Raw genomic sequence first — 19,112 nt, 5'->3', positions numbered from 1 at the left:
GGCTGAGGAGGCTCAGCCCGCCCGGCGCCCGAGGACAAGGCCGTTCAGGTCGAAGCGGACGACCGGGGCGGCAGTCCCGGACGGGGGCCCGGCGGGGACGGAGCAGCCCCCGTCTCACCCCCGCTCAAGGTCATCGCCCGGTCCAGCGCCTGAAGGAACCGGTTGACCGTCGTGCGGTCCCGCACCGCGATCCGCAGCCACTCGTCCCCGAGCCCGGGAAACGTGTCCCCGCGCCGCACCGCGAACCCGAGACCGCGAAGAGCCCGCCGCACACCGGCCGCCCGCGGCAGCCGGACCAGGACGAAGGGGCCCTCCGCGGGCTCCACCACGCGCAGCCCGTCGGAGCAGGTGAACTCCCTCAGCCCCGCCACCAGATGGGCCCGGTCCGTGGCGATCCGGTGCGCCGCGTGCGCCGCCTCCGCGAGCGCCCGCGAGGACATACAGGCCTCGGCCGCCGCGAGCGCGGGCGTGGAGACCGGCCAGAGCGGCTGGGCGCGCTCCAGCTCGGCGATCGTGCCGGGGTCGGCGAGCACATAGCCGATCCGCAGCCCGGCGAGACCCCATGTCTTCGTGAGGCTGCGCAGCACGACGAGGCCGGGCACGTCCGTCCGCCCGGCCAGGGTCTCGCGCTCACCCGGCACCGCGTCCATGAACGCCTCGTCGACCACCAGCACCCGCCCGGGACGGGCCAGGGCGGCGACGGCCGCCGCCGGATGCAGGACCGACGTCGGATTGGTCGGGTTGCCGATCACGACGAGGTCGGCGTCCTCGGGGACGGCGGCCGCGTCGAGCCGGAAGCCGTCCTCCTCGCGGAGCAGCACGCGGCCCACCGTGTGGCCGGCATCCCGCAGCGCGGCCTCCGGCTCCGTGAACTGCGGGTGCACGACGACCGGTCGCCGCACCCGCAGGGCGCGCGCGAGCAGCACGAAGGCCTCCGCGGCGCCCGCCGTGAGCAGCACCCGCTCCACCGGCAGCCCGTGCCGCGCCGCCACCGCGGCCCGCGCGGCCCGCCCGTCCGGATAGGCGGCGAGCCCGGTCAGCGACGCGGCGATCCGCTCGCGCAGCCACGCGGGCGGTGTGTCCGCGCGGACGTTCACGGCGAGATCGGTGAGCGCCGAACCGCCGTCGCGCACCTCGGCGTCCCCGTGGTGCCGCAGATCGTGCCCGCCCTCGGCGGCCTCTTCAGTGCGCATGGGAGTGGGTGTGTCCCCCGTGATGGTGGTGACCGTGTCCGTCGTGGTGGCCGTCGTCGTCCGGGTGGAAGTGCGGCTGCTGGGGGAGCCCCACCTTGTCCTCGAAGCCGGGCAGCGCGATCCGGTAGACGCAGGAGTCGCAGTTCATCCGCAGGTCACCCTGGACGGCCTCCCGGTAGCGCTCCATGACCAGGTCGAGCAGCTCGGGCTCGGGGCCGATGACGCCGGCGGAGCGCACCTCGGCCTCCGGGTGCGCGGCGGCCCAGCCCTCCGTCTGCCGCCGTACCCGGTCCGGGAGGATGCCGGTGAACAGGAAGTAGGGCAGGACCACGATCCGGCGCGCGCCCAGCTTGACGCAGCGGTCGAGGCCGGACGGCACGTCCGGGGCGGCCAGCGACACGAACGCCGTCTCGACGCCCGCGTACCCCCGGCCCTCCCACAGCAGCCGGGCCGCCTTGTGCACCTCGGCGTTGGCGTCCGGGTCGGTGGACCCGCGGCCGACGAGCAGCACCGTCACATCGGCCCGGTCCTCGGGCGTCCGGGTGCTGCCGCCGAGGGCCTCGTCCAGCCGGCGCTCCAGCACGGCGAGCAGCGACGGATGCGGGCCCAGCGGACGCCCGTACGTGTACGAGATCCCGGGGTGCCGCTCCTTCTCGCGGGTCAGCGCCGCCGGGATGTCGCCCTTGGCGTGCCCGGCGGACACCAGCATCAGCGGCACGGCGGCGAAACGCCGTACCCCCTGCCCGACGAGTTCGCCGACGGCGTCGCCCAGCGGTGGCGGCGACAGCTCGATGAACCCTCCGGCGACGGGCAGTTCGGGGTGGCGGCGCCCCAACTCCGCTACGAAGGAGCGGAAGGCCTCGGCGCCGGCCTCGTCCCGGGTGCCGTGTCCGGCGATGAGCAGCGCGGGGGGCGGGGTGGTCACGATGTCTCCTTGGCGGCCGAGTTGGCCTCAGCGGTCGTCGAGGCCTGGGCGGCATGGGGAACGGGGTGGTACAGCAGGGCGTTGAGCGCGGCGGCCGCGACCGCCGAACCGCCCTTCTCGGACACGTTGCTGACGGCGGGAAGACCGCTCTCGCGGAGGGCGGCCTTGGACTCGGCCGCGCCGACGAAACCGACCGGCAGACCGATGACGAGCGCCGGATCGGCGTCCAGCCGCAGCAACTCCTCCAGGGCGGTGGGCGCACAGCCGATCACCCAGAGCGCGCCGGGCCCGACCTCCTCGTACGCGAGCCGGACGGCGTGCGCCGAACGCGTCAGGCCGGGGCCCGACACGGCGTCCTTGAGGCGGCAGACGGTGGCGCGGCGCGTGATGCCGGCCGCGACCATCTCGACGTCCACCACGACGGGCGCGCCCGCGTGCAGCGCCGCGTGCGCCCGGCGCAGGGCGCCTTCGTCGGTGACGAGGTCGTCCGCGTACTCCAGGTCGGCGGCGGAGTGGATCACCCGCTCCACCACCGCACGTGTCAACGGCGGAAAGTGCGAGGTGTCCAGGCGGGCGCGCAGCCGCCGGAAGGACTCCCGCTCGATGGGGTGCACGATCCGGGTCTCCGGGAACACCTGGCTCATTCGGCCTCCTCCTGCCAGCGGTAGCCGCGCGGCGTCACCATGCGCCCGGCGATCTCACGGGTCGCCGTGTTGCCCACGGTCACCACCGTCATCATGTCGACGATCGCCGGATCCAGGGACCCCAGCGTCGTGACCCGGCTCGACTCGTCCGGGCGGGAGGCGTTGCGCACCACACCGACCGGCGTCGTCGGCTCCCGGTGCTCCGCGAGGATCGCGAGCGCCTTGGGCAGCTGCCAATTCCGGCCCCGGCTGCGCGGGTTGTAGAAGGTCACGACGATGTCGGCCTCGGCCGCCGCGCGCACCCGGCGCTCGATGACCTCCCACGGCGTGTGCAGGTCGGACAGGCTGATCGACACATGGTCGTGGCCGAGCGGGGCGCCCAGGATCGCCCCGGCCGCGAGCGCCGCGGTCACGCCCGGCACCCCCACGACGTCGATGTCGTCGGACGCCTCGGCCAGCGCGGGCGACGCCATCGCGTACACCCCCGCGTCACCGCTGCCGATCAGTGCCACGGCCTGCCCGCGCCGCGCCTCGGCCACCGCCGTGCGCGCCCGCTCCTCCTCGGCGCCGAGACCCGACTCCAGGATCAGGGTGCCGGGCCGGAGCAGATCACGGATCTGGTCGACGTACTGGTCGAGCCCGACGAGCACCGCGGCCCGCCGCAGCTCAGCCGTCGCGCGCGGTGTGAGCAGGTCGCGGGCCCCGGGGCCGAGGCCCACGACCGCGAGCCGCCCGCGGGCAGGCCGGCGCACCACGGCACAGGTCGCCATCGCGGGCTGTCCGTCCGGCCGCACCGACTTCCGCTTGGGGACGAGGAGTTCACCTCCGCCCATGAGCGCGGCGGCCTCCGCGACGGAGGGGGTCCCCACGGCGGTGAGCGGCGCGTCGGACGGGTTCGGGACGGCCACCGCCGCCAGCTCCCCGGCGGTGTACGTGACGACCGGGACCCCGAGCCGCGCGGCGGCCCCGACGATGCCGGGCTCCTTGGACTTGGCGTCGACGGTGGCGAGTTCGGCGACCGACTTCACGGAGAGCCCCGCCTCCCGCAGGGCCTCCTCCACGAGCCCGAGGACCTCCTCCACGGGCGCGCCCCGGGAGGTGCCGACCCCGACGACGAGCGACGGCGGGCGCAGGACGACCTCGCGCGCGGCCGGTTCCCGGTCGCGGTCGGAGATACGAAGGACGGCGGCGCCCGACTCCGCCGGGCTCCCCACGTTCGGCGGCAGCGCGGGCAGCGGCCAGGGCGACTCCGTCTCCAGCACCACCGGTTCACCGTCCAGCATGGCCCGCGAGACCGCGGCGACATCGCCTTCCACGGGGAAGCCCAGCGTGTCGAGGCCGGGCACCCCGACCGCGTCGGTCGCCGTCGTCACCACCGGCTCGGCGCCGAGCAACTCACCCACCTCGCGGGCGAGTTCGTTCGCGCCGCCCGCGTGGCCGCCGACCAGCGACACGGCGAACCGTCCGGCCTCGTCGACACACACCACCCCGGGGTCCGACCCCTTGTCCGAGAGGAGCGGCGCGACGAGCCGTACGACCGCGCCCGTGGCGAGGAAGCACACCAGCTGGTCGCACTCCGCGAAGGCCCGCCGCACGGCGTCCGCCACGGGCCCGTCGTACACCCGGGCACGCGTGGACCACGCGGCGGCCAGCCGGTCGCGGGCCGCCGCGCCCGCCGCCGTGGCGGAAATCAGGCCGATCACTGGGGGACTCCTTCGGTACGGGCCGGAGGCCGGACGCCCCACAGCACAAAAACGGGATTGGTGGCCGCGAGCCGGGAGACGTCACCCGGCAGCGGGGCGAGCCGCGACGACTGCAGCAGGACGCCGTCGCAGGCGAACCCCGCCGCGGTGAGCGCGTCCCGCGCGGCCGGCACCCGGTCGAGCGAGGCCATGGCGATCACGACGGCCCGCCGGGCCCGGCGCGCGCACACCGTGACGATGGCGGGCAGTTCGCGTCCGCCGCCGCCGATGAACACCGCGTCCGGATCGTCCAGGTCGGACAGCACCGTGGGCGCGGCCCCGTGCACGACCCGCACGTCAACCCCGTGCGCGGCGGCGTTGGCGCGGATGCGGTCGCAGCCGTCCCGGGTCTTCTCGACCGCGGTCACCGCGGCGCCGAACCGCGCGCACTCGACGGCGACGGAACCGGAGCCCGCGCCGACGTCCCAGACCAGCTCGCCGAGCCGCGGTCCGATCCGGGCCAGCGCCAGCGCCCGTACCTCGAACTTGCTGATCATCGAGTCGCGATGGGCGAACTCGTCCTCGTCCAGGGCCCATCGGTCGGGCCCGGGACGCGGTCCGGCGACGGTCCGCACCGGAGCGAGGGCACGGGACTCGTCCAGGCACAGCACGACGCTGACCGCCGTGCCCCAGTCGCGTGCGGCGGCCTCGGCGGGCGTGACCCGTTCGACGCGCTCGCGCTCCGGGTCGCCCAGGGCGCTCGCCACGACGAGGACGCGGTCCGCGCCGCGGTGGACGAGGGCGGCGCCCAGCTCGGCGGGCCCGGACCCCGGACCGGTCAGCACGGCCACCTTGGGTTGCGACCGGCAGATCTGGACGGCCGTACGCAGCTCACGCCCGTGCGCGCTGACCACCACCGCGTCGTCCCAGGGCAGCCCGAGCCGGGCGAAGGCGGTCGCCACGGACGAGACGCCGGGGCGCACGTCCAGCCGCTCCGCCCCGAACCGCTCGGCCAGCGCCCGCACGATCCCGAAGAACCCGGGGTCGCCCGAGGCGAGCACGACGACCGGGCCCCCGCGCGCCCCGTCGTCCGCGTACCGCCCGATGCGGTCGAGAGCCGGGGACAGCGGCCCGAGCACCACCTGCTCGGCCCGCTCGGGCAGCCCGGCCGCCGCCAGATGCCGCGCGCCACCCACGACCAGCCCGGCCCCGGCGAGTACCCCCCTGACGTCCGGGGACAGCGGCGCCCCCGTGCCCGTACCGACGACGGTGATCACCGCGGAGCGGTCCGCCGGGGCGGCGGGCTCTCCCTCGGCACCGACGACGTCCACGCTCACGACGCGGGACCCTGCGCACTGCCCCGGCGCGCCGCGCGCAGCTCGGCGCGTGCCTGCGGGTCGGCCTTGCGGAAGCCGTGGAAGTGGCCGGGGTGGTAGAGGTGCGAGCGGGTGCCGCTCGCGTCGAGCGCCGGTCCGACCAGGAAGAGGGTGTGCTTCCAGAGCTTGTGCTCCTTGACGGTCTCCTCCAGCGTGCCGATCGTGCACTTCACGATCAGTTCCTCCGGCCAGGTCGCCTGGTAGGCGACCACGACCGGTGTGGTCGTCGGATAGCCGCCCTCCAGCAGCTCCCGCACGAGCTGGCCGCTGCGGGCCGCCGACAGGAACAGCGCCATCGTCGTGCCGTGCTTCGCGAACTCCCGTACGTCCTCACCGGGCGGCATCGGCGTCTTGCCGCCGCCGAGCCGGGTGAGGATCACGGACTGCGCGACCTCGGGGATCGTCAGCTCGCGCTGGACGAGCGCGGCCACCGCCGAGAAGGACGAGACGCCGGGCACGATCTCGGTCTCGATGCCGAGTTCGGTGCACCGGTCGACCTGCTCCTGCGTACCGCCCCACAGGGCCGGGTCGCCAGAGTGGATCCGCGCCACCCGCAGGCCCTCGGCCCGGGCCCGCTCGTACACGGCGACGACGTCCTCCAGCGACATCGTCGCGGAGTCCAGGATCTCGGCGCCCTCGCGCGCGTGGTCGAGGACCTCGGCCTGCACCAGGCTCGCCGCCCAGATCACGACGTCGGCGTCGGCGATGGCGCGCGCGGCGCGGAACGTCAGCAGGTCGGCGGCGCCGGGGCCGGCACCGACGAAGGTCACTTTGCCGGTGGGGGCATCGGCCATGGGAATCGGTCCTCTCCTACGAAAGATCTCGGGTGCTGCGACAGGTTCAGTGGGCGCGGGGCCGTCGCCGGAGGTGCGCGAACGGGGGTTGATCGGATAGCAAGGGCCTATGGCGGTCCTCGTCGCGCTCGGCGCGTTCCTGATGACGCTGGCCGGCGGCTGGACGGCACAGCGGGTGACCGACCGTCGCCATCTGGTCCTCGGCCTGGCCGGCGGCCTGATGCTGGGCGTGGTCGGCCTCGACCTGCTCCCCGAGGCGCTGGACGCGGCGGGCACCGAGGTGTTCGGTGTACCGGCCGCGCTGCTCCTCTTCGTGGGCGGCTTTCTGCTGGCCCATCTGGTCGAACGCCTGCTGGCCCACCGTCAGGCCGCGCACGGTGGCGAGGAGAACGACGGACGCGCGCCCGAGGTGGGCCTCACGGCGGCCGGTGCCATGGTCGGCCACAGCGCGATGGACGGTGTCGCGATCGGCGCCGCCTTCCAGGTCGGCGGCGGCATGGGGCTGGCGGTGTCCCTCGCGGTGATCGCCCACGACTTCGCGGACGGCTTCAACACGTACACGATCACGAGCCTGTACGGGAACGCCCGCCGCAAGGCCCTGCTCATGCTGTACGCCGACGCGGCGGCACCCGTGGTCGGTGCCGCGTCCACGCTCTTCGTCACCATCCCCGAGCCGCTGCTCGGCGGCTATCTCGGCCTGTTCGGCGGCGCGCTCCTCTACCTCGCCGCTGCCGAGATCCTCCCGGAGGCGCACCACGAGCACCCCGCCCGCTCGACCCTGCTCTGCACGGTCGCGGGCGTGGCCTTCATCTGGCTGGTGGTGGGCATCGCGGCCTGAGCCCCCGCGGGCCGCCGGGTGCGCCGGGCGCGCCGAGCCCGTGCGGGACGCCGTGCGGGCCGCGACAGCTGTGCGGGCCGCGACGGCCGGGTGGGTGCGGGTCACAGTTTGCCGCCGCGTTTTCCGTCGCGGCGCGCGGGCGCGATGAGCGTCGAGAGGTAGGGGAGCGGCTCCCCGTCGAGCTCGCCCGCCGGCCGGATCGACTCGTCCTCGAGGCCGAGCGCCGAACCCCAGACGGCGTCGTCGAGCCGCCCGCTGTCCCGCAGCGCCTCGGCGACCTCCCGGGCCTGCCGCCCGAACTTGTACGCCACCACGGTGCCCGGCCCGTTCAGCGCGTCCTTGAGCACGGCGGCCCCCGCGGTCACCGGGACGAGCGTGAGCGGCTCGGTCCCCTCGGTGAGAACGGCCCCCGAACGCGCGGCGAGGTCCTGCATGGCGGTGATGCCGGGCACGGTCTCCACGACCGTGCCGGGAACCAGCTCCCCGATGGTGTGGGCGAGATAGGTGAACGTCGAGTACACGTTGGGGTCGCCGATGGTGGCGAAGGCGACCGTGGCGTGCCGGCCGAGCAGGTCCGCGACCCGCGCGCCGGCGGCGTCCCAGGCGGCCTCGCGCCGGCCCCGGTCGCTCCGCTCGTTGAGCGCGAACACGACCCGCAGGACCTTCTCCTCGGGCACGTAGTGCAGGACGGTCGCCTCGGCCCGCCCCCGCTCGCCGCCGTCCTTCCCGTCCGGCGCAGCCATCACGGGGACGACGACGACCTCCGCGGCGCGCAGAGCGTTGACCCCCTTGACGGTCACCAGCTCCGGGTCGCCGGGGCCCACCCCGACTCCGATCAGCTTGCTGCTCATGACGTCAGGCACCTCTCCACGAACCGACGGGCCACGCCGGGCTCGGACGCCCAGTGCGTGTGCAGATAACTCGCGTGCACGCCTTGCTGCACGAAACCTTCGACCCGCCTCTCGGGGGCGCGCACCCCCCAGGCGGGAGCCGCCCCGGCGCCGGGCTCCACGACGGTCCGGTGGAACTCGTGCCCGCGCATCCGGGTGCCGGCCGCGGCGAGCACGCTGTCGCTGACGGCCACGGCGTCCCGGTAGCCGAGGGTGAGCCGCTCGTGCATCCGGGCCTCGGCGTCGACGACCCCGCACATCGGCCGGCCGTCGAGTTCCCGGGCCAGATAGAGCAGTCCGGCGCACTCGGCCGCGACCGGTGCCCCGCCGAACGCCAGCTCGGCCACGGCCTTGCGCAGCGGCTCGTTGGCCGACAGCTCGGGCGCGTACACCTCGGGGAACCCGCCGCCGATGACCAACCCGCCGGTCCCTTCGGGCAGTTGCTCGTCCCGGAGCGGATCGAAGGTGACGACCTCGGCCCCGGCCGCGGTGAGCAGCTCGGCGTGTTCGGCGTAGGAGAAGGTGAACGCCTGCCCCCCGGCGACAGCCACCACGGGCGCCCGCTTCCCAGCCGGCCGAGTCGGTTGGCCGTGGGTGGCCGGGGCGACGGCCCCAGCCGCGTCCCAGGCCGCACCCGGCAACGCTCCGGCACTCCGCGCCAGCGCCGTCAGCGCATCCAGATCACACCCGTCGGAGACCTGCGCGGCCATCGCCGCAACAGCCTCCACCGCCGCCGCCCGCCGTTCGGCGACCGGCACCAGCCCGAGGTGTCGCGACGGCGTGTCCACCTGCGGCGCCCGCCGCAGCACGCCGAGCACCGGTACCCCGGACGCGTCCAGCGCCTCCCGCAGCATGGCCTCGTGCCGCTCGGACCCCACCTTGTTGAGGATCACCCCCGCGACCCGCACCTCGGGATCCCAGGAGGCGAACCCGTGCACCAGCGCGGCGACCGACCGCGACTGCGAGGACGCGTCGACGACCAGTACCACCGGCGCCCGCAGCAGCTTCGCCACGTGGGCCGTGGACGCGAGCTCCCCCTCGCCCGCGGCCCCGTCGTACAGCCCCATCACGCCTTCGACGACCGCGAGATCGCACCCGCGCGCCCCGTGCGCGAACAACGGCCCGATCAGCTCCGCGCCGCACAGGTACGCGTCGAGATTCCGCCCCACCCGCCCGGTGGCGAGCGCGTGGTACCCGGGGTCGATGTAGTCCGGCCCCACCTTGTGCGGGGAGACGGCGAGCCCCCGCGAGGCGAAGGCCGCCATCAGGCCCGTGGCGACGGTGGTCTTGCCGCTGCCCGAGGAGGGCGCGGCGATGACCAGCCGGGGAACGGAGGACGTCACCACTCGATGCCCCTCTGACCCTTCTGGCCGGCGTCCATCGGATGCTTGACCTTGGACATGTCGGTCACGAGATCGGCGAGGTCGACCAGCTTCCCGGGGGCGTTGCGCCCGGTGATCACCACGTGCTGGGTGCCCGGCCGGTCCCGCAGCACCGCGACGACCTCGTCGGTGTCGATCCATCCCCAGTGCATCGGGTACGCGAACTCGTCGAGCACGTACAGCTTGTACGTCTCGGCGGCGAGGTCTCGCTTGACCTGCTCCCAGCCCTCCCGGGCCTTCTCCTCGTTGTCCATCTGGGCGTCGCGCTGGACCCAGGACCAGCCCTCGCCCATCTTGTGCCAGTCGACGGTCCCGCCCTCGCCGGAGGCGCCGAGCACACGCAGCGCGTTCTCCTCGCCGACCTTCCACTTCGCCGACTTGACGAACTGGAACACCCCGATGGGCCACCCCTGGTTCCAGGCGCGCAGCGCGAGCCCGAACGCGGCGGTGGACTTGCCCTTGCCGATCCCCGTGTGCACGACGACCAGCGGCCGGTTACGACGCTGACGGGTCGTCAGACCGTCGTCCGGTACGACACTCGGCTGCCCCTGCGGCACTACGCGGCCCTCCTGGAAGTCCCCTGCACATCCCGCACGAGCCCGGCGATGGAATCCGCCCGCAGCGCGTCCAGCGTCACCGGCGTGCCGCCCAGTTCCCCCGCGAGCCGGCCGGCGAGCCCGAGCCGTACCGGCCCCGTCTCGCAGTCGACGACCACCGAGGCGACACCGTCGGCCGCGAACAGCCGCGCCGCGCGTTCGGCCGTGGCGACCGGCTCGGCCCCGCCCGTGGCGCGCCCGTCGGTCACGACGACGACCAGCGGACGCCGGGCGGCGTCCCGCAGCCGCTCCACCCGCAGCACCTCGTGGGCCCGCAGCAGCCCGGCCGCGAGCGGCGTCCGCCCGCCCGTCGGCAGGGACTCCAGCCGGACCGCGGCGGCGTCCACCGAGGAGGTGGGCGGCAGCGCGACCTCGGCGGCCGACCCGCGGAAGGTCACCAGGCCCACCTTGTCGCGCCGCTGGTAGGCGTCGAGCAGCAGCGACAGCACGGCGCCCTTGACCGCGCTCATCCGCTGCCGCGCCGCCATCGACCCGGAGGCGTCCACGACGAAGAGCACGAGGTTGCCCTCACGGCCCTCGCGCGTCGCCTGCCGCAGGTCGTCCCGCCGCACCACGAGACCGCGGCCGGACCGGCCGCGCGCCCGCTGATGCGGGGCGGCGGCCTGGACGGTCGCCGCCAGGTGCAGCTTGGTGAGCGCCCCCGGGGGCCGCCGCGACCCGGTCGTCCGGCCGTGCTCGGTCCGCGCGCGCGAACGCCGCCCGGCCGCGCCCTCACCGAGTCCGGGCACGCTCAGCATCTTCGTACGAAAGGGTTCGGCGGCCCGTACGGGCGACTGCTCGCCGGCGCCCTGCCCGGCCGGAGCCTGCCCGTCGTCCGACGGCTCGCCCTGCGCGGGGACGTCACCGGCGGGGGAGCCGTCGTCCGGCCCGTCCTGCGGGGGCTGACCGCCACCCCCGGGCCCGTCCGGGTCGGGGTCCGGTTCGTCGTCGGATCCGCCGTCGCCGTCCGAGCCGCCGAACTCCTCCAGCGTCTCGTCGAGCTTGTCCTCGTCGAGTCCCGGCGCGTCGAAGGGGTTGCGCCGCCGCCGGTGCGGCAGCGCGAGCAGCGCCGCCTGCCGCACGTCCTCGGCGATCACCTCGGTCCGCCCCGCCCACGCGGCGAGCGCGGTCGCGGTCCGGGCCATCACGATGTCGGCGCGCATGCCGTCCACCTCGAAGGCCGCGCAGGTCGCCGCGATCTGCCGCAGCGGCCCGTCGCCGAGCCGGACGGAGGGCAGCAGCGCGCGGGCCGCCACGATCCGGGCCCGCACGGCGGACTCCTCGTCGGCCCAGCGCGCCGCGAAGGCCGCCGGGTCGTCGTCGTGGGCCAGCCTGCGCCGGACCACCTCGACCCGCTGGTCGGGCTCCCGCGAGGCCGCGACCTCGACCGTCAGGCCGAACCGGTCGAGCAACTGCGGCCGCAGCTCGCCCTCTTCGGGGTTCATCGTCCCGACGAGCAGGAACCGCGCGGCATGCCGTACGGAGACACCCTCGCGTTCGACGTACGAGGCGCCCATCGCGGCCGCGTCCAGCAGCAGGTCGACCAGGTGGTCGTGGAGGAGGTTGACCTCGTCCACGTACAGGATGCCGCGGTGCGCGTCGGCCAGCAGTCCGGGCTCGAAGGCCTTCACGCCCTCCGCGAGCGCCCGCTCGATGTCCAGGGCGCCGACCAGCCGGTCCTCGGAGGCGCCGACGGGCAGTTCGACCATGCGGGCCGGACGGGTCGTGGACGCCTCCACCTCGTGCGGTCCGTCGGGACAGGCGGGATCCGGGGCGGCCGGGTCGCACGAGAACCGGCAGCCGGTGACCACGTCGACGGCCGGCAGCAGCGCCGAAAGGGCGCGTACGGCCGTCGACTTGGCGGTGCCCTTCTCGCCGCGGACCAGCACGCCGCCGACGGCGGGCGACACGGCGTTCAGCAGCAGCGCGAGCCGAAGATCGTCCTGGCCGACCACCGCCGTGAACGGGAACGGGGTACTCACTGGTCGTCGCCCTCCAAGTCGCCTTCGAGCTCCAGATAGGTGGCGCGCAGCCGCTCCAGCGTGTCCGCGTCCGGCTCGGCCCACAGCCCGCGGTCGGCCGCCTCCAGGAGGCGCTCGGTGATACCGCGCAGCGCCCACGGGTTGGACTTCTTCATGAAGTCCCGGTTCTCCACGTCGAAGACGTACTCCGCGCTGAGCTTCTCGTACATCCAGTCGTCCACGACCCCGGCCGTGGCGTCGTACCCGAAGAGGTAGTCGACGGTCGCCGCCATCTCGAAGGCGCCCTTGTAGCCGTGTCGGCGCATCGCCGCCATCCAGCGCGGGTTGACCACCCGGGCGCGGAAGACACGGTGCGTCTCCTCGCCGAGCGTGCGGGTCTTCACCTGGTCGGGCACGGCCGAGTCGCCGACGTACGCTTCGGGGCTCGCGCCGGTCAGATGGCGCACCATCGCGACCATGCCGCCGTGGTACTGGAAGTAGTCGTCGGCGTCGACGAGGTCGTGCTCACGGGTGTCGACGTTCTTCGCCGCGACCGCGATGCGCTTGAACGCGGTCTCCATGTCGCCGCGCGCCGCGCGCCCGTCGAGGCCGCGCCCGTAGGCGTAGCCGCCCCACACCGCGTACACCTCGGCGAGGTCGGCGTCCGAGCGCCAGTTGCGGGCGTCGATCAGCGGCAGCAGACCGGCGCCGTACGCGCCCGGCTTGGAGCCGAAGATACGGGCGGTCGCCCGCCGCCGGTCGCCGTGCTCGGCGGTGTCCTCGTCGGCGTGCCGGCGCACGTAGTTGCGGTCGGCGGGCTCGTCCAGTTCGGCGACCGTGCGCACCGCGTCGTCGATGAGTCCGACGACGTGCGGGAACGCGTCCCGGAAGAAGCCCGAGATGCGCACCGTGACGTCGATGCGCGGGCGGCCCAGCTCGTCGAGCGGGACGACCTCGAAGCCGGTGACGCGCCGCGACGCGTCGTCCCACACCGGGCGGCAGCCGAGCAGGGCGAGGATCTCCGCGATGTCGTCGCCCTGCGTGCGCATGGCGGACGTGCCCCAGACCGTCAGGCCGACGGACGTCGGGTAGTCGCCGGTGTCCTGGAGGTAGCGCTGCACGAGCGAGTCCGCGAGGGACTGGCCGACCTCCCAACTCAGCCGGGACGGAATGGCCTTGGGATCGACGGAGTAGAAGTTCCGGCCGGTCGGCAGAACGTTGACGAGCCCGCGCGTCGGCGAACCCGACGGACCCGCCGGGACGTAACCGCCGTTCAGCGCCTTGAGGATGTGCCCGATCTCGTCCGTCGTCCGGGCTAGCCGCGGCACGACCTCGCGGCACGCGAACTCCAGCACCGCCACGGCGTCGGGGAGTTCGGTGCCGAGGACATCACGCACCAGCGCCGGCACGGCGGCCACGTCCCAGCCGCGCTCCTCCATGCCCTCCGCCGCCCGGCGGCACAGCTGTTCCAGGAGGTCGATCGCGTCGGCCGCCGTCCGGGCCGCGCCCTCGACCAGGTCCGTCAGTTCGACGGGCACCTTCAGCGGAGCGCCCGGCTCGGCGAGCAGTTCCTTCTCCACCAGGCCGAAGTACTCGGCGAGACAGGCCCTCAGACCCGGCAGCGCGTTCGCCGCGCCGCCCCACACCTGCGAGGCGCGCAGCACGGCGAGGACGAGGTTCACCCGCGGCTCGGCCTCCGGACCTCCGCCCAGAATGTGCAGCCCGTCGCGGATCTGCACGTCCTTGATCTCGCACAGATAGCCGTCGATGTGCATCACGAACCCGTCGAAGTCGCCGTCGTCCGGCTGCTCGTCGACGTGCAGGTCGTGATGGAGCTCGGCGGCCTTGACGAGGGTCCAGATCTGCGCGCGGACCGCGGGGGCCTTCGTCGGGTCCAGGTCGGACACGAGCGCGTACTCGTCCAGGAGCTGCTCGAGCTTGGCGAGGTCCCCGTAGGTGTCGGCGCGCGCCATCGGCGGTACGAGATGGTCGACGACGGTGGCGTGCCCGCGGCGCTTGGCCTGCGTGCCCTCACCGGGGTCGTTGACGATGAACGGGTAGACCAGGGGGAGTTCGCCGAGGACGGCGTCGGGCGCGCAGCCGCCGCTGAGCCCGAGTCCCTTGCCCGGCAGCCACTCCATCGTGCCGTGCTTGCCCATGTGCACGACGGCGTCGGCGCCGAAACTGTTCTCCAGCCAGCGGTAGGCCGCCATGTAGTGGTGCGACGGCGGCATGTCCGGGTCGTGGTAGATCGCGATCGGGTTCTCGCCGAAGCCGCGCGGCGGCTGGATCATCACCACGACGTTCCCGAACTGCAGGCACGCGAGCACGATGTCGTCGCCGTCGACGTAGAGCGAGCCCGGCGGCTCGCCCCATGCTTCCAGCATGCCCTCGCGCAGAGCGGGGTCGAGCGTCTCGAACCACGCCCGGTAGTCCGCGAGCGGCACGCGCGCCGGGGCGACGGCGAGCTGCTCCTCGGTCAGCCACTCGACGTCGTGACCGCCGGCCGCGATGAGCCGGTGGATCAACTCGTCGCCGTTGTCGGGGTATTCGGTCAGGGCGTAGCCCGCGTCCCGGAGCGCGTCGAGGACCCGTACGGCGGAGGCGGGCGTGTCGAGACCGACCGCGTTGCCGACCCGGGAGTGCTTGGTCGGGTAGGCGGTGAAGACGATCCCGAGCTTCTTCTCCGCGTTCGGCTTGTGCTTCAACAGGGCGTGCCGAAGGGCGATTCCGGCGACCCGCGCGGCCCGCTCGGGGTCGGCGACATACACCGGGACGTCGTCCGGACCCTGCTCCTTGAAGGAGAACGGCACGGTGATGAGACGGCCGTCGAACTCCGGGATCGCGACCTGCATCGCCGCGTCCATGGGGGACAGGGCCGCGTCCGACGCGTCCCAGGCGCTCTTCGACGAGGTCAGGCAGAGCCCCTGGAGGACCGGGATGTCGAGGTCGGCGAGCGCCCCGATGTCCCAGGCCTCCTCGTCGCCGCCCGCGGACGCCTGCGAGGCGTGGGTGCCGCCCGCCGCGAGGACGGTGGCGACGAGCACGTCGGCACGGCCGAGGATCTCGTACAGGGCCGGGTCGGCATCGCGCAGCGAACCGCAGTACACCGCGAGGGCGTTGGCGCCCCGTGCCTCGATCGCGTCGCACAGCGTGTCGACGAACGCGGTGTTCCCGGACAGCTCGTGCGCCCGGTAGAACAGCACGCCGACGGTCGGCCTGCCCTCGACGAAGGCACGCTCGCCGTGGACGCCGAACTCCGCCGACTTCCGCGGCTCCTCGAAGCCCTCACCCGTGAGGAGCACGGTGTCCGAGAGGAACCGGGCCAGCTCGGCCAGGTTGGCCGGGCCGCCCTCGACGAGGTAGCGCAGCGCCTCCGCGACCACACCCGCGGGCACCGACGACTCGGCCATCAGCTCGGCGTCCGGGACCGACTCGCCGCCGAGCAGCACCGTCGGGATGCCGGAAGCCTTCAGAAAGGCCAGCCCGTCCTCCCAGGCCCGCTTGCCACCGAGCAGCCGTACGACGGCGAGGTCCGCGCCCTCGACGAGCGCGGGGAGTTCGTCCGTGACGTCCACCCGGGTCGGATTGCCGATCCGGTAGGCGGCGCCGGAGGCGCGGGCCGCCAGCAGATCCGTGTCGGCGGTCGACAACAACAACACTGTGCTCATGCGGGCGCTCCCGGTGGAATGAAGGGCAGTCCTTGCGGCGCGCCGGACTCGATGAGCCGCCACAGCGCGTCCGTGTCCGCGTGTTCCTCGATCAGATCGCCGAGCCGGTCCAGCTGCTCCTCGCGCAGCGCCGCGAACGACGTGTCGGCCGCCGGCACGAAACGACGGCCCGCGGCGGCCGCCACTTCGCGCAGGAAGGCCCGCCGGAAACCGTCCGACTCCAGCGAGCCGTGCCAGTGCGTGCCCCAGACGGCGCCGACCCGGCATCCGTCCAGGCCGCGTCCCTCGGCATCGCGGAGGAACGGCTCCCCGCCCAGGACTTCGGCGACGCCGTGATGGATCTCGTACCCCTCGACGTGCTCGCCGAGGGCCTCGCCGACCGGCCGTGTCAGGGTCTTCTCCCGCGCGAACCGCACGCGTACGGGGAGGAGTCCGAGCCCGTCGACCTGACCGGCGCGCGACTCGACCTCGTCCTCGATGTGTTCTCCGAGGAGCTGGTAGCCGCCGCAGATGCCGAGCACGGGCCGTCCCTCGGCGGCCCGGCGTGCGATCGCGTCCGCGAGGCCGCGCTCGCGCAGCCACTGAAGCGCCCTCACCGTGCCCCGGGTCCCGGGCACGACGACCAGATCCGCGTCGGCCAGTTCCTCGGCCCGGTCCACGAACCGCACGACGATGCCCGGTTCGGCGGCCAGCGCGTCCACGTCGGTGAAGTTGGACATCAGCGGGATCGCGCAGACGGCGACCCGCAGGATGTCCTCGCCGACGGGGGAGGAGACGGCCGACTCGCGGACGGCCCCGCGCAGCGAGACCCGCAGCCCGTCCTCCTCGTCGATGCCGAGGCCGTGCTGGAAGGGCAGAACGCCGTAGGAGCGGCGCCCGGTGAGGCCGTGCAGCATGTCGAGCCCGGGCTCCAGCAGGGTGACGTCACCGCGGAACTTGTTGACGAGGAACCCGGCGACGAGCGCCTGGTCCTCGGGCGACAGCAACGCGACCGTCCCGAAGAACGACGCGAACACACCGCCCCGGTCGATGTCACCGACGACGAGCACGGGAAGCCCCGCGTTCCGTGCCACCCCCATGTTCACGATGTCGGTGCGCCGCAGATTGATCTCGGCCGGACTGCCGGCTCCCTCACAGATCACCGCGTCATACGTGCCCCGCAACTGGGCCAGACAGTCGAGGACGGTCCCGAGGAGTGCTTCCTGCCGCCCGCCGTGCAGCCTTTCCCCGGGAGACACGACGGCCGACGGCGCCTCCGCCGCGTGCCCGGGTCCCCCGAAGAACCCGCGGGCGCTCATCTCGCCCACCGGCTTGCCCATCAGCACGACCTGGCTGCTGCGGTCGCTGCCCGGCTTGAGCAGCACGGGATTCATCAGCGCGGTCGGCTCCACCCGGGCGGCCTGCGCCTGCATGGCCTGCGCCCGCCCGATCTCGGCGCCCTCGCGCGTCACGAACGAGTTCAGGGACATGTTCTGCGCCTTGAAGGGCGCGACCTTGACGCCCTGCCGCACCAGCCACCGGCAGATCCCGGCGGTCACGACGCTCTTGCCCGCGTCGGAGGTGGTTCCGGCGATCAGCAGCCCGCCGCTCATGCGGTGCGCCCCTTCCTGGTGAGCAGGACCCGTCCGGCGGTGCTCACGCCGAGCGCGAGCCAGCCGACGCGGCGGGAGAGCCGTACGGATCGTTCGATGTCGTGGACGTGGACGGCGCGTCCGGCGTCGTTGAGCACGGGACGGTGCTCGACCCGGCCCCCGTACGACAGGGTGCCGCCGAGCCGCACGCCAAGCGCTCCGGCGAACGAGGCCTCCACGGGCCCGGCGTTGGGACTCGGATGTCTGCGGGCGTCCGCGCGCCAGGCGCGCACTGCGCCGCGCGGGTCGCCCCCCGCCGCGGCGGCGAGGACGGCGGTCAGCCGGGCTCCCGGCCAGCCGGCGACATCGTCGAGCCGGGCGGAGGCCCAGCCGTAGCGCCGGTACCGGGGGGACTTGTGCCCGACCATGGCGTCGAGAGTGTTCGCGGCGCGGAAGGCGACGAGGCCCGGCACACCGCCGAGGGCGCCCCAGACCAGAGCGCCGACCACGGCGTCGGAGGTGTTCTCGGCGACGGACTCGACGACGGCACGCGCGATGCCGTCGGCGTCCAGCGCCTGCGGGTCACGCCCGCACAGATGCGGCAGCCGTTCCCGGGCGACCTCGATGTCACCGGCCGCGAGCGCGCCGGCGACGGCCCGAGCCTCACGGCCGAGGGAGGTCCCCCCGACGACGGCCCAGGTGGTGGCGGCGGTCAGCGCGACGGAGGCGGTACGCGAGGTGCGGACGGAATGACGCGCGAGCGCGGCCAGTCCGGTGGCACCGCCCACGCAGACGGCCGTGTGCAGCGCGCCCCACCCGCGGTGGTCCCGCCACAGCGCCCGCTCCACGGACGCGGCGGCCCGCCCGAACGCGGCGACCGGATGCCCCCGGCGGGGATCGCCGAGCAGCAGGTCGCCGAGGAGGCCGGCGGCGGCGCCGTACGCGAAGACGCGATCGGCACGCACGGGGTCAGCCGGCCGTGGGGTGGAGCGGAACCCTCGTACTCAGCGAAATGGGCAACGGGCAGCCGCGCATGGCGATATGTCCTCACTCAGGGTGTCCACGCCCTGGTTCGACGAGACCGGCGGTGAGAGTTCCTGGCTCCCGGGGAGTTTCTTCCCCGATGACAGTGGCGGGACCGCGCCGGATTCGCACCGGCTTCCTCTCATGCCGCCGTACTTGGCTCCGGCAGTCCACCACGGGGCGAGAACGGCCGTCAACTGGCTGTTGACCTGCGGAGGGAGAGTGTGCGAAGGCCCACATACGCGTGGGGTGCGGGACGGTGATCCGTCCCGCACCCCACGCGAAGTGCCGCTCGGCGCAACCCCTGTTCGGGCCGCTCGATCCGGGTTACTTGGTCATGATCAGAGAGATGCCGTACACCACCGCCGCGGCGCAGGCCGCGAAGCAGACGTACGCGCCCGTGGCGGCCGCGACCGCGGAACCGCCCTGGGCCGACTCCTTCTTGGAGAGGCCGGCGACACCCAGGGTGAAGAGGGCGACGAGGGCCACGGTCACTCCGAGGCTGACCCCGAAGACGGACCCGAGGGCTGACCAGTCGATGTGCATGCTGTTTCTTCCTTCGGTTC

The 19,112-nt window shown here is 74.1% G+C and carries 15 protein-coding genes and 1 riboswitch; of the genes, 1 reads left to right on the top strand and 14 read right to left on the bottom strand.

The genetic code is table 11. The features are described from left to right. Positions 1-44: 44 nt before the first annotated feature. From cobC to cobM, 6 genes are read right to left on the bottom strand one after another with little or no spacing between them, the layout of a single operon-like run. A complete protein-coding gene (gene cobC / locus ACWD68_RS30150; protein WP_451809616.1) occupies positions 45-1,193 on the bottom strand; it encodes an Rv2231c family pyridoxal phosphate-dependent protein CobC in 1,149 nt (382 codons plus the stop codon). Beyond that, entirely contained in the window at positions 1,183-2,118 is a 936-nt protein-coding gene (locus ACWD68_RS30145) for a sirohydrochlorin chelatase (RefSeq protein ID WP_451809615.1), read from the bottom strand. The genes cobC and ACWD68_RS30145 overlap by 11 nt, the downstream gene beginning before the upstream one ends. Further along, entirely contained in the window at positions 2,115-2,762 is a 648-nt protein-coding gene (locus ACWD68_RS30140) for a precorrin-8X methylmutase (protein ID WP_451809614.1), read from the bottom strand. Before ACWD68_RS30140 ends, ACWD68_RS30145 begins: the two co-directional genes overlap by 4 nt. Beyond that, the gene (gene cobJ / locus ACWD68_RS30135) at positions 2,759-4,465 is read right to left on the bottom strand and encodes a precorrin-3B C(17)-methyltransferase (RefSeq protein ID WP_451809613.1); all 1,707 of its coding nucleotides are present in this window, start codon (positions 4,463-4,465) and stop codon (positions 2,759-2,761) included. Before cobJ ends, ACWD68_RS30140 begins: the two co-directional genes overlap by 4 nt. After that, a complete protein-coding gene (gene cbiE / locus ACWD68_RS30130; protein ID WP_451809618.1) occupies positions 4,462-5,721 on the bottom strand; it encodes a precorrin-6y C5,15-methyltransferase (decarboxylating) subunit CbiE in 1,260 nt (419 codons plus the stop codon). The genes cobJ and cbiE overlap by 4 nt, the downstream gene beginning before the upstream one ends. A 56-nt stretch (positions 5,722-5,777) precedes the next feature. Beyond that, the gene (gene cobM / locus ACWD68_RS30125; RefSeq protein ID WP_451809612.1) at positions 5,778-6,614 is read right to left on the bottom strand and encodes a precorrin-4 C(11)-methyltransferase; all 837 of its coding nucleotides are present in this window, start codon (positions 6,612-6,614) and stop codon (positions 5,778-5,780) included. A gap of 109 nt (positions 6,615-6,723) precedes the next feature. On the opposite strand from cobM, the gene ACWD68_RS30120 reads away from it, so the two are divergent. Continuing rightward, positions 6,724-7,452, top strand: a complete 729-nt coding sequence (locus ACWD68_RS30120; protein ID WP_451809611.1) for a ZIP family metal transporter — start codon at positions 6,724-6,726, stop codon at positions 7,450-7,452. A 101-nt stretch (positions 7,453-7,553) separates the two neighbouring features. On the opposite strand, the gene cobI is transcribed toward ACWD68_RS30120, so the two are convergent. From cobI to ACWD68_RS30080, 8 genes are all read right to left on the bottom strand, one after another. Then, a complete protein-coding gene (cobI, locus tag ACWD68_RS30115) occupies positions 7,554-8,303 on the bottom strand; it encodes a precorrin-2 C(20)-methyltransferase (protein ID WP_451809610.1) in 750 nt (249 codons plus the stop codon). After that, positions 8,300-9,688: a cobyrinate a,c-diamide synthase gene (locus ACWD68_RS30110; protein ID WP_451809609.1), complete on the bottom strand. Its 1,389-nt coding sequence runs from the start codon at positions 9,686-9,688 to the stop codon at positions 8,300-8,302. Before ACWD68_RS30110 ends, cobI begins: the two co-directional genes overlap by 4 nt. After that, complete coding sequence (gene cobO, locus ACWD68_RS30105; protein ID WP_451809608.1) at positions 9,682-10,281, bottom strand: cob(I)yrinic acid a,c-diamide adenosyltransferase; 600 nt, start codon at positions 10,279-10,281, stop codon at positions 9,682-9,684. The genes ACWD68_RS30110 and cobO overlap by 7 nt, the downstream gene beginning before the upstream one ends. Beyond that, positions 10,281-12,302: a putative cobaltochelatase gene (locus ACWD68_RS30100; protein WP_451809607.1), complete on the bottom strand. Its 2,022-nt coding sequence runs from the start codon at positions 12,300-12,302 to the stop codon at positions 10,281-10,283. Before ACWD68_RS30100 ends, cobO begins: the two co-directional genes overlap by 1 nt. Further along, a complete protein-coding gene (gene cobN / locus ACWD68_RS30095; protein ID WP_451809606.1) occupies positions 12,299-15,952 on the bottom strand; it encodes a cobaltochelatase subunit CobN in 3,654 nt (1,217 codons plus the stop codon). Before cobN ends, ACWD68_RS30100 begins: the two co-directional genes overlap by 4 nt. Beyond that, positions 15,949-17,544 carry a cobyric acid synthase gene (locus tag ACWD68_RS30090; protein ID WP_451809605.1) on the bottom strand — a complete coding sequence of 532 codons (1,596 nt, stop codon included), beginning with the start codon at positions 17,542-17,544 and terminating at the stop codon, positions 15,949-15,951. The genes cobN and ACWD68_RS30090 overlap by 4 nt, the downstream gene beginning before the upstream one ends. Further along, entirely contained in the window at positions 17,541-18,488 is a 948-nt protein-coding gene (locus tag ACWD68_RS30085) for a cobalamin biosynthesis protein (protein WP_451809604.1), read from the bottom strand. The genes ACWD68_RS30090 and ACWD68_RS30085 overlap by 4 nt, the downstream gene beginning before the upstream one ends. Before the next feature lie 107 nt (positions 18,489-18,595). Further along, positions 18,596-18,736: riboswitch (cobalamin riboswitch) on the bottom strand. A gap of 137 nt (positions 18,737-18,873) precedes the next feature. Next, positions 18,874-19,092 carry a hypothetical protein gene (locus ACWD68_RS30080; protein ID WP_266757244.1) on the bottom strand — a complete coding sequence of 73 codons (219 nt, stop codon included), beginning with the start codon at positions 19,090-19,092 and terminating at the stop codon, positions 18,874-18,876. Between the last annotated feature and the right edge of the window lie 20 nt (positions 19,093-19,112).

This window comes from Streptomyces sp. NPDC005141, from assembly GCF_053599975.1.
Note: the sequence above shows the minus strand (reverse complement) of the source record. Positions and strands in the feature narration are given on the sequence as shown.

Excerpts from the sequence above, each read along its gene's own strand:
- cobI (WP_451809610.1), bottom strand. The coding sequence starts at position 8,303 with ATGAGCAGCAAGCTGATCGGAGTCGGGGTGGGCCCCGGCGACCCGGAG.
- ACWD68_RS30090 (WP_451809605.1), bottom strand. The coding sequence starts at position 17,544 with ATGAGCGGCGGGCTGCTGATCGCCGGAACCACCTCCGACGCGGGCAAG.
- ACWD68_RS30080 (WP_266757244.1), bottom strand. The coding sequence starts at position 19,092 with ATGCACATCGACTGGTCAGCCCTCGGGTCCGTCTTCGGGGTCAGCCTC.
- cobN (WP_451809606.1), bottom strand. The coding sequence starts at position 15,952 with ATGAGCACAGTGTTGTTGTTGTCGACCGCCGACACGGATCTGCTGGCG.
- cobC (WP_451809616.1), bottom strand. The coding sequence starts at position 1,193 with ATGCGCACTGAAGAGGCCGCCGAGGGCGGGCACGATCTGCGGCACCAC.
- ACWD68_RS30140 (WP_451809614.1), bottom strand. The coding sequence starts at position 2,762 with ATGAGCCAGGTGTTCCCGGAGACCCGGATCGTGCACCCCATCGAGCGG.
- ACWD68_RS30120 (WP_451809611.1), top strand. The coding sequence starts at position 6,724 with ATGGCGGTCCTCGTCGCGCTCGGCGCGTTCCTGATGACGCTGGCCGGC.
- cobM (WP_451809612.1), bottom strand. The coding sequence starts at position 6,614 with ATGGCCGATGCCCCCACCGGCAAAGTGACCTTCGTCGGTGCCGGCCCC.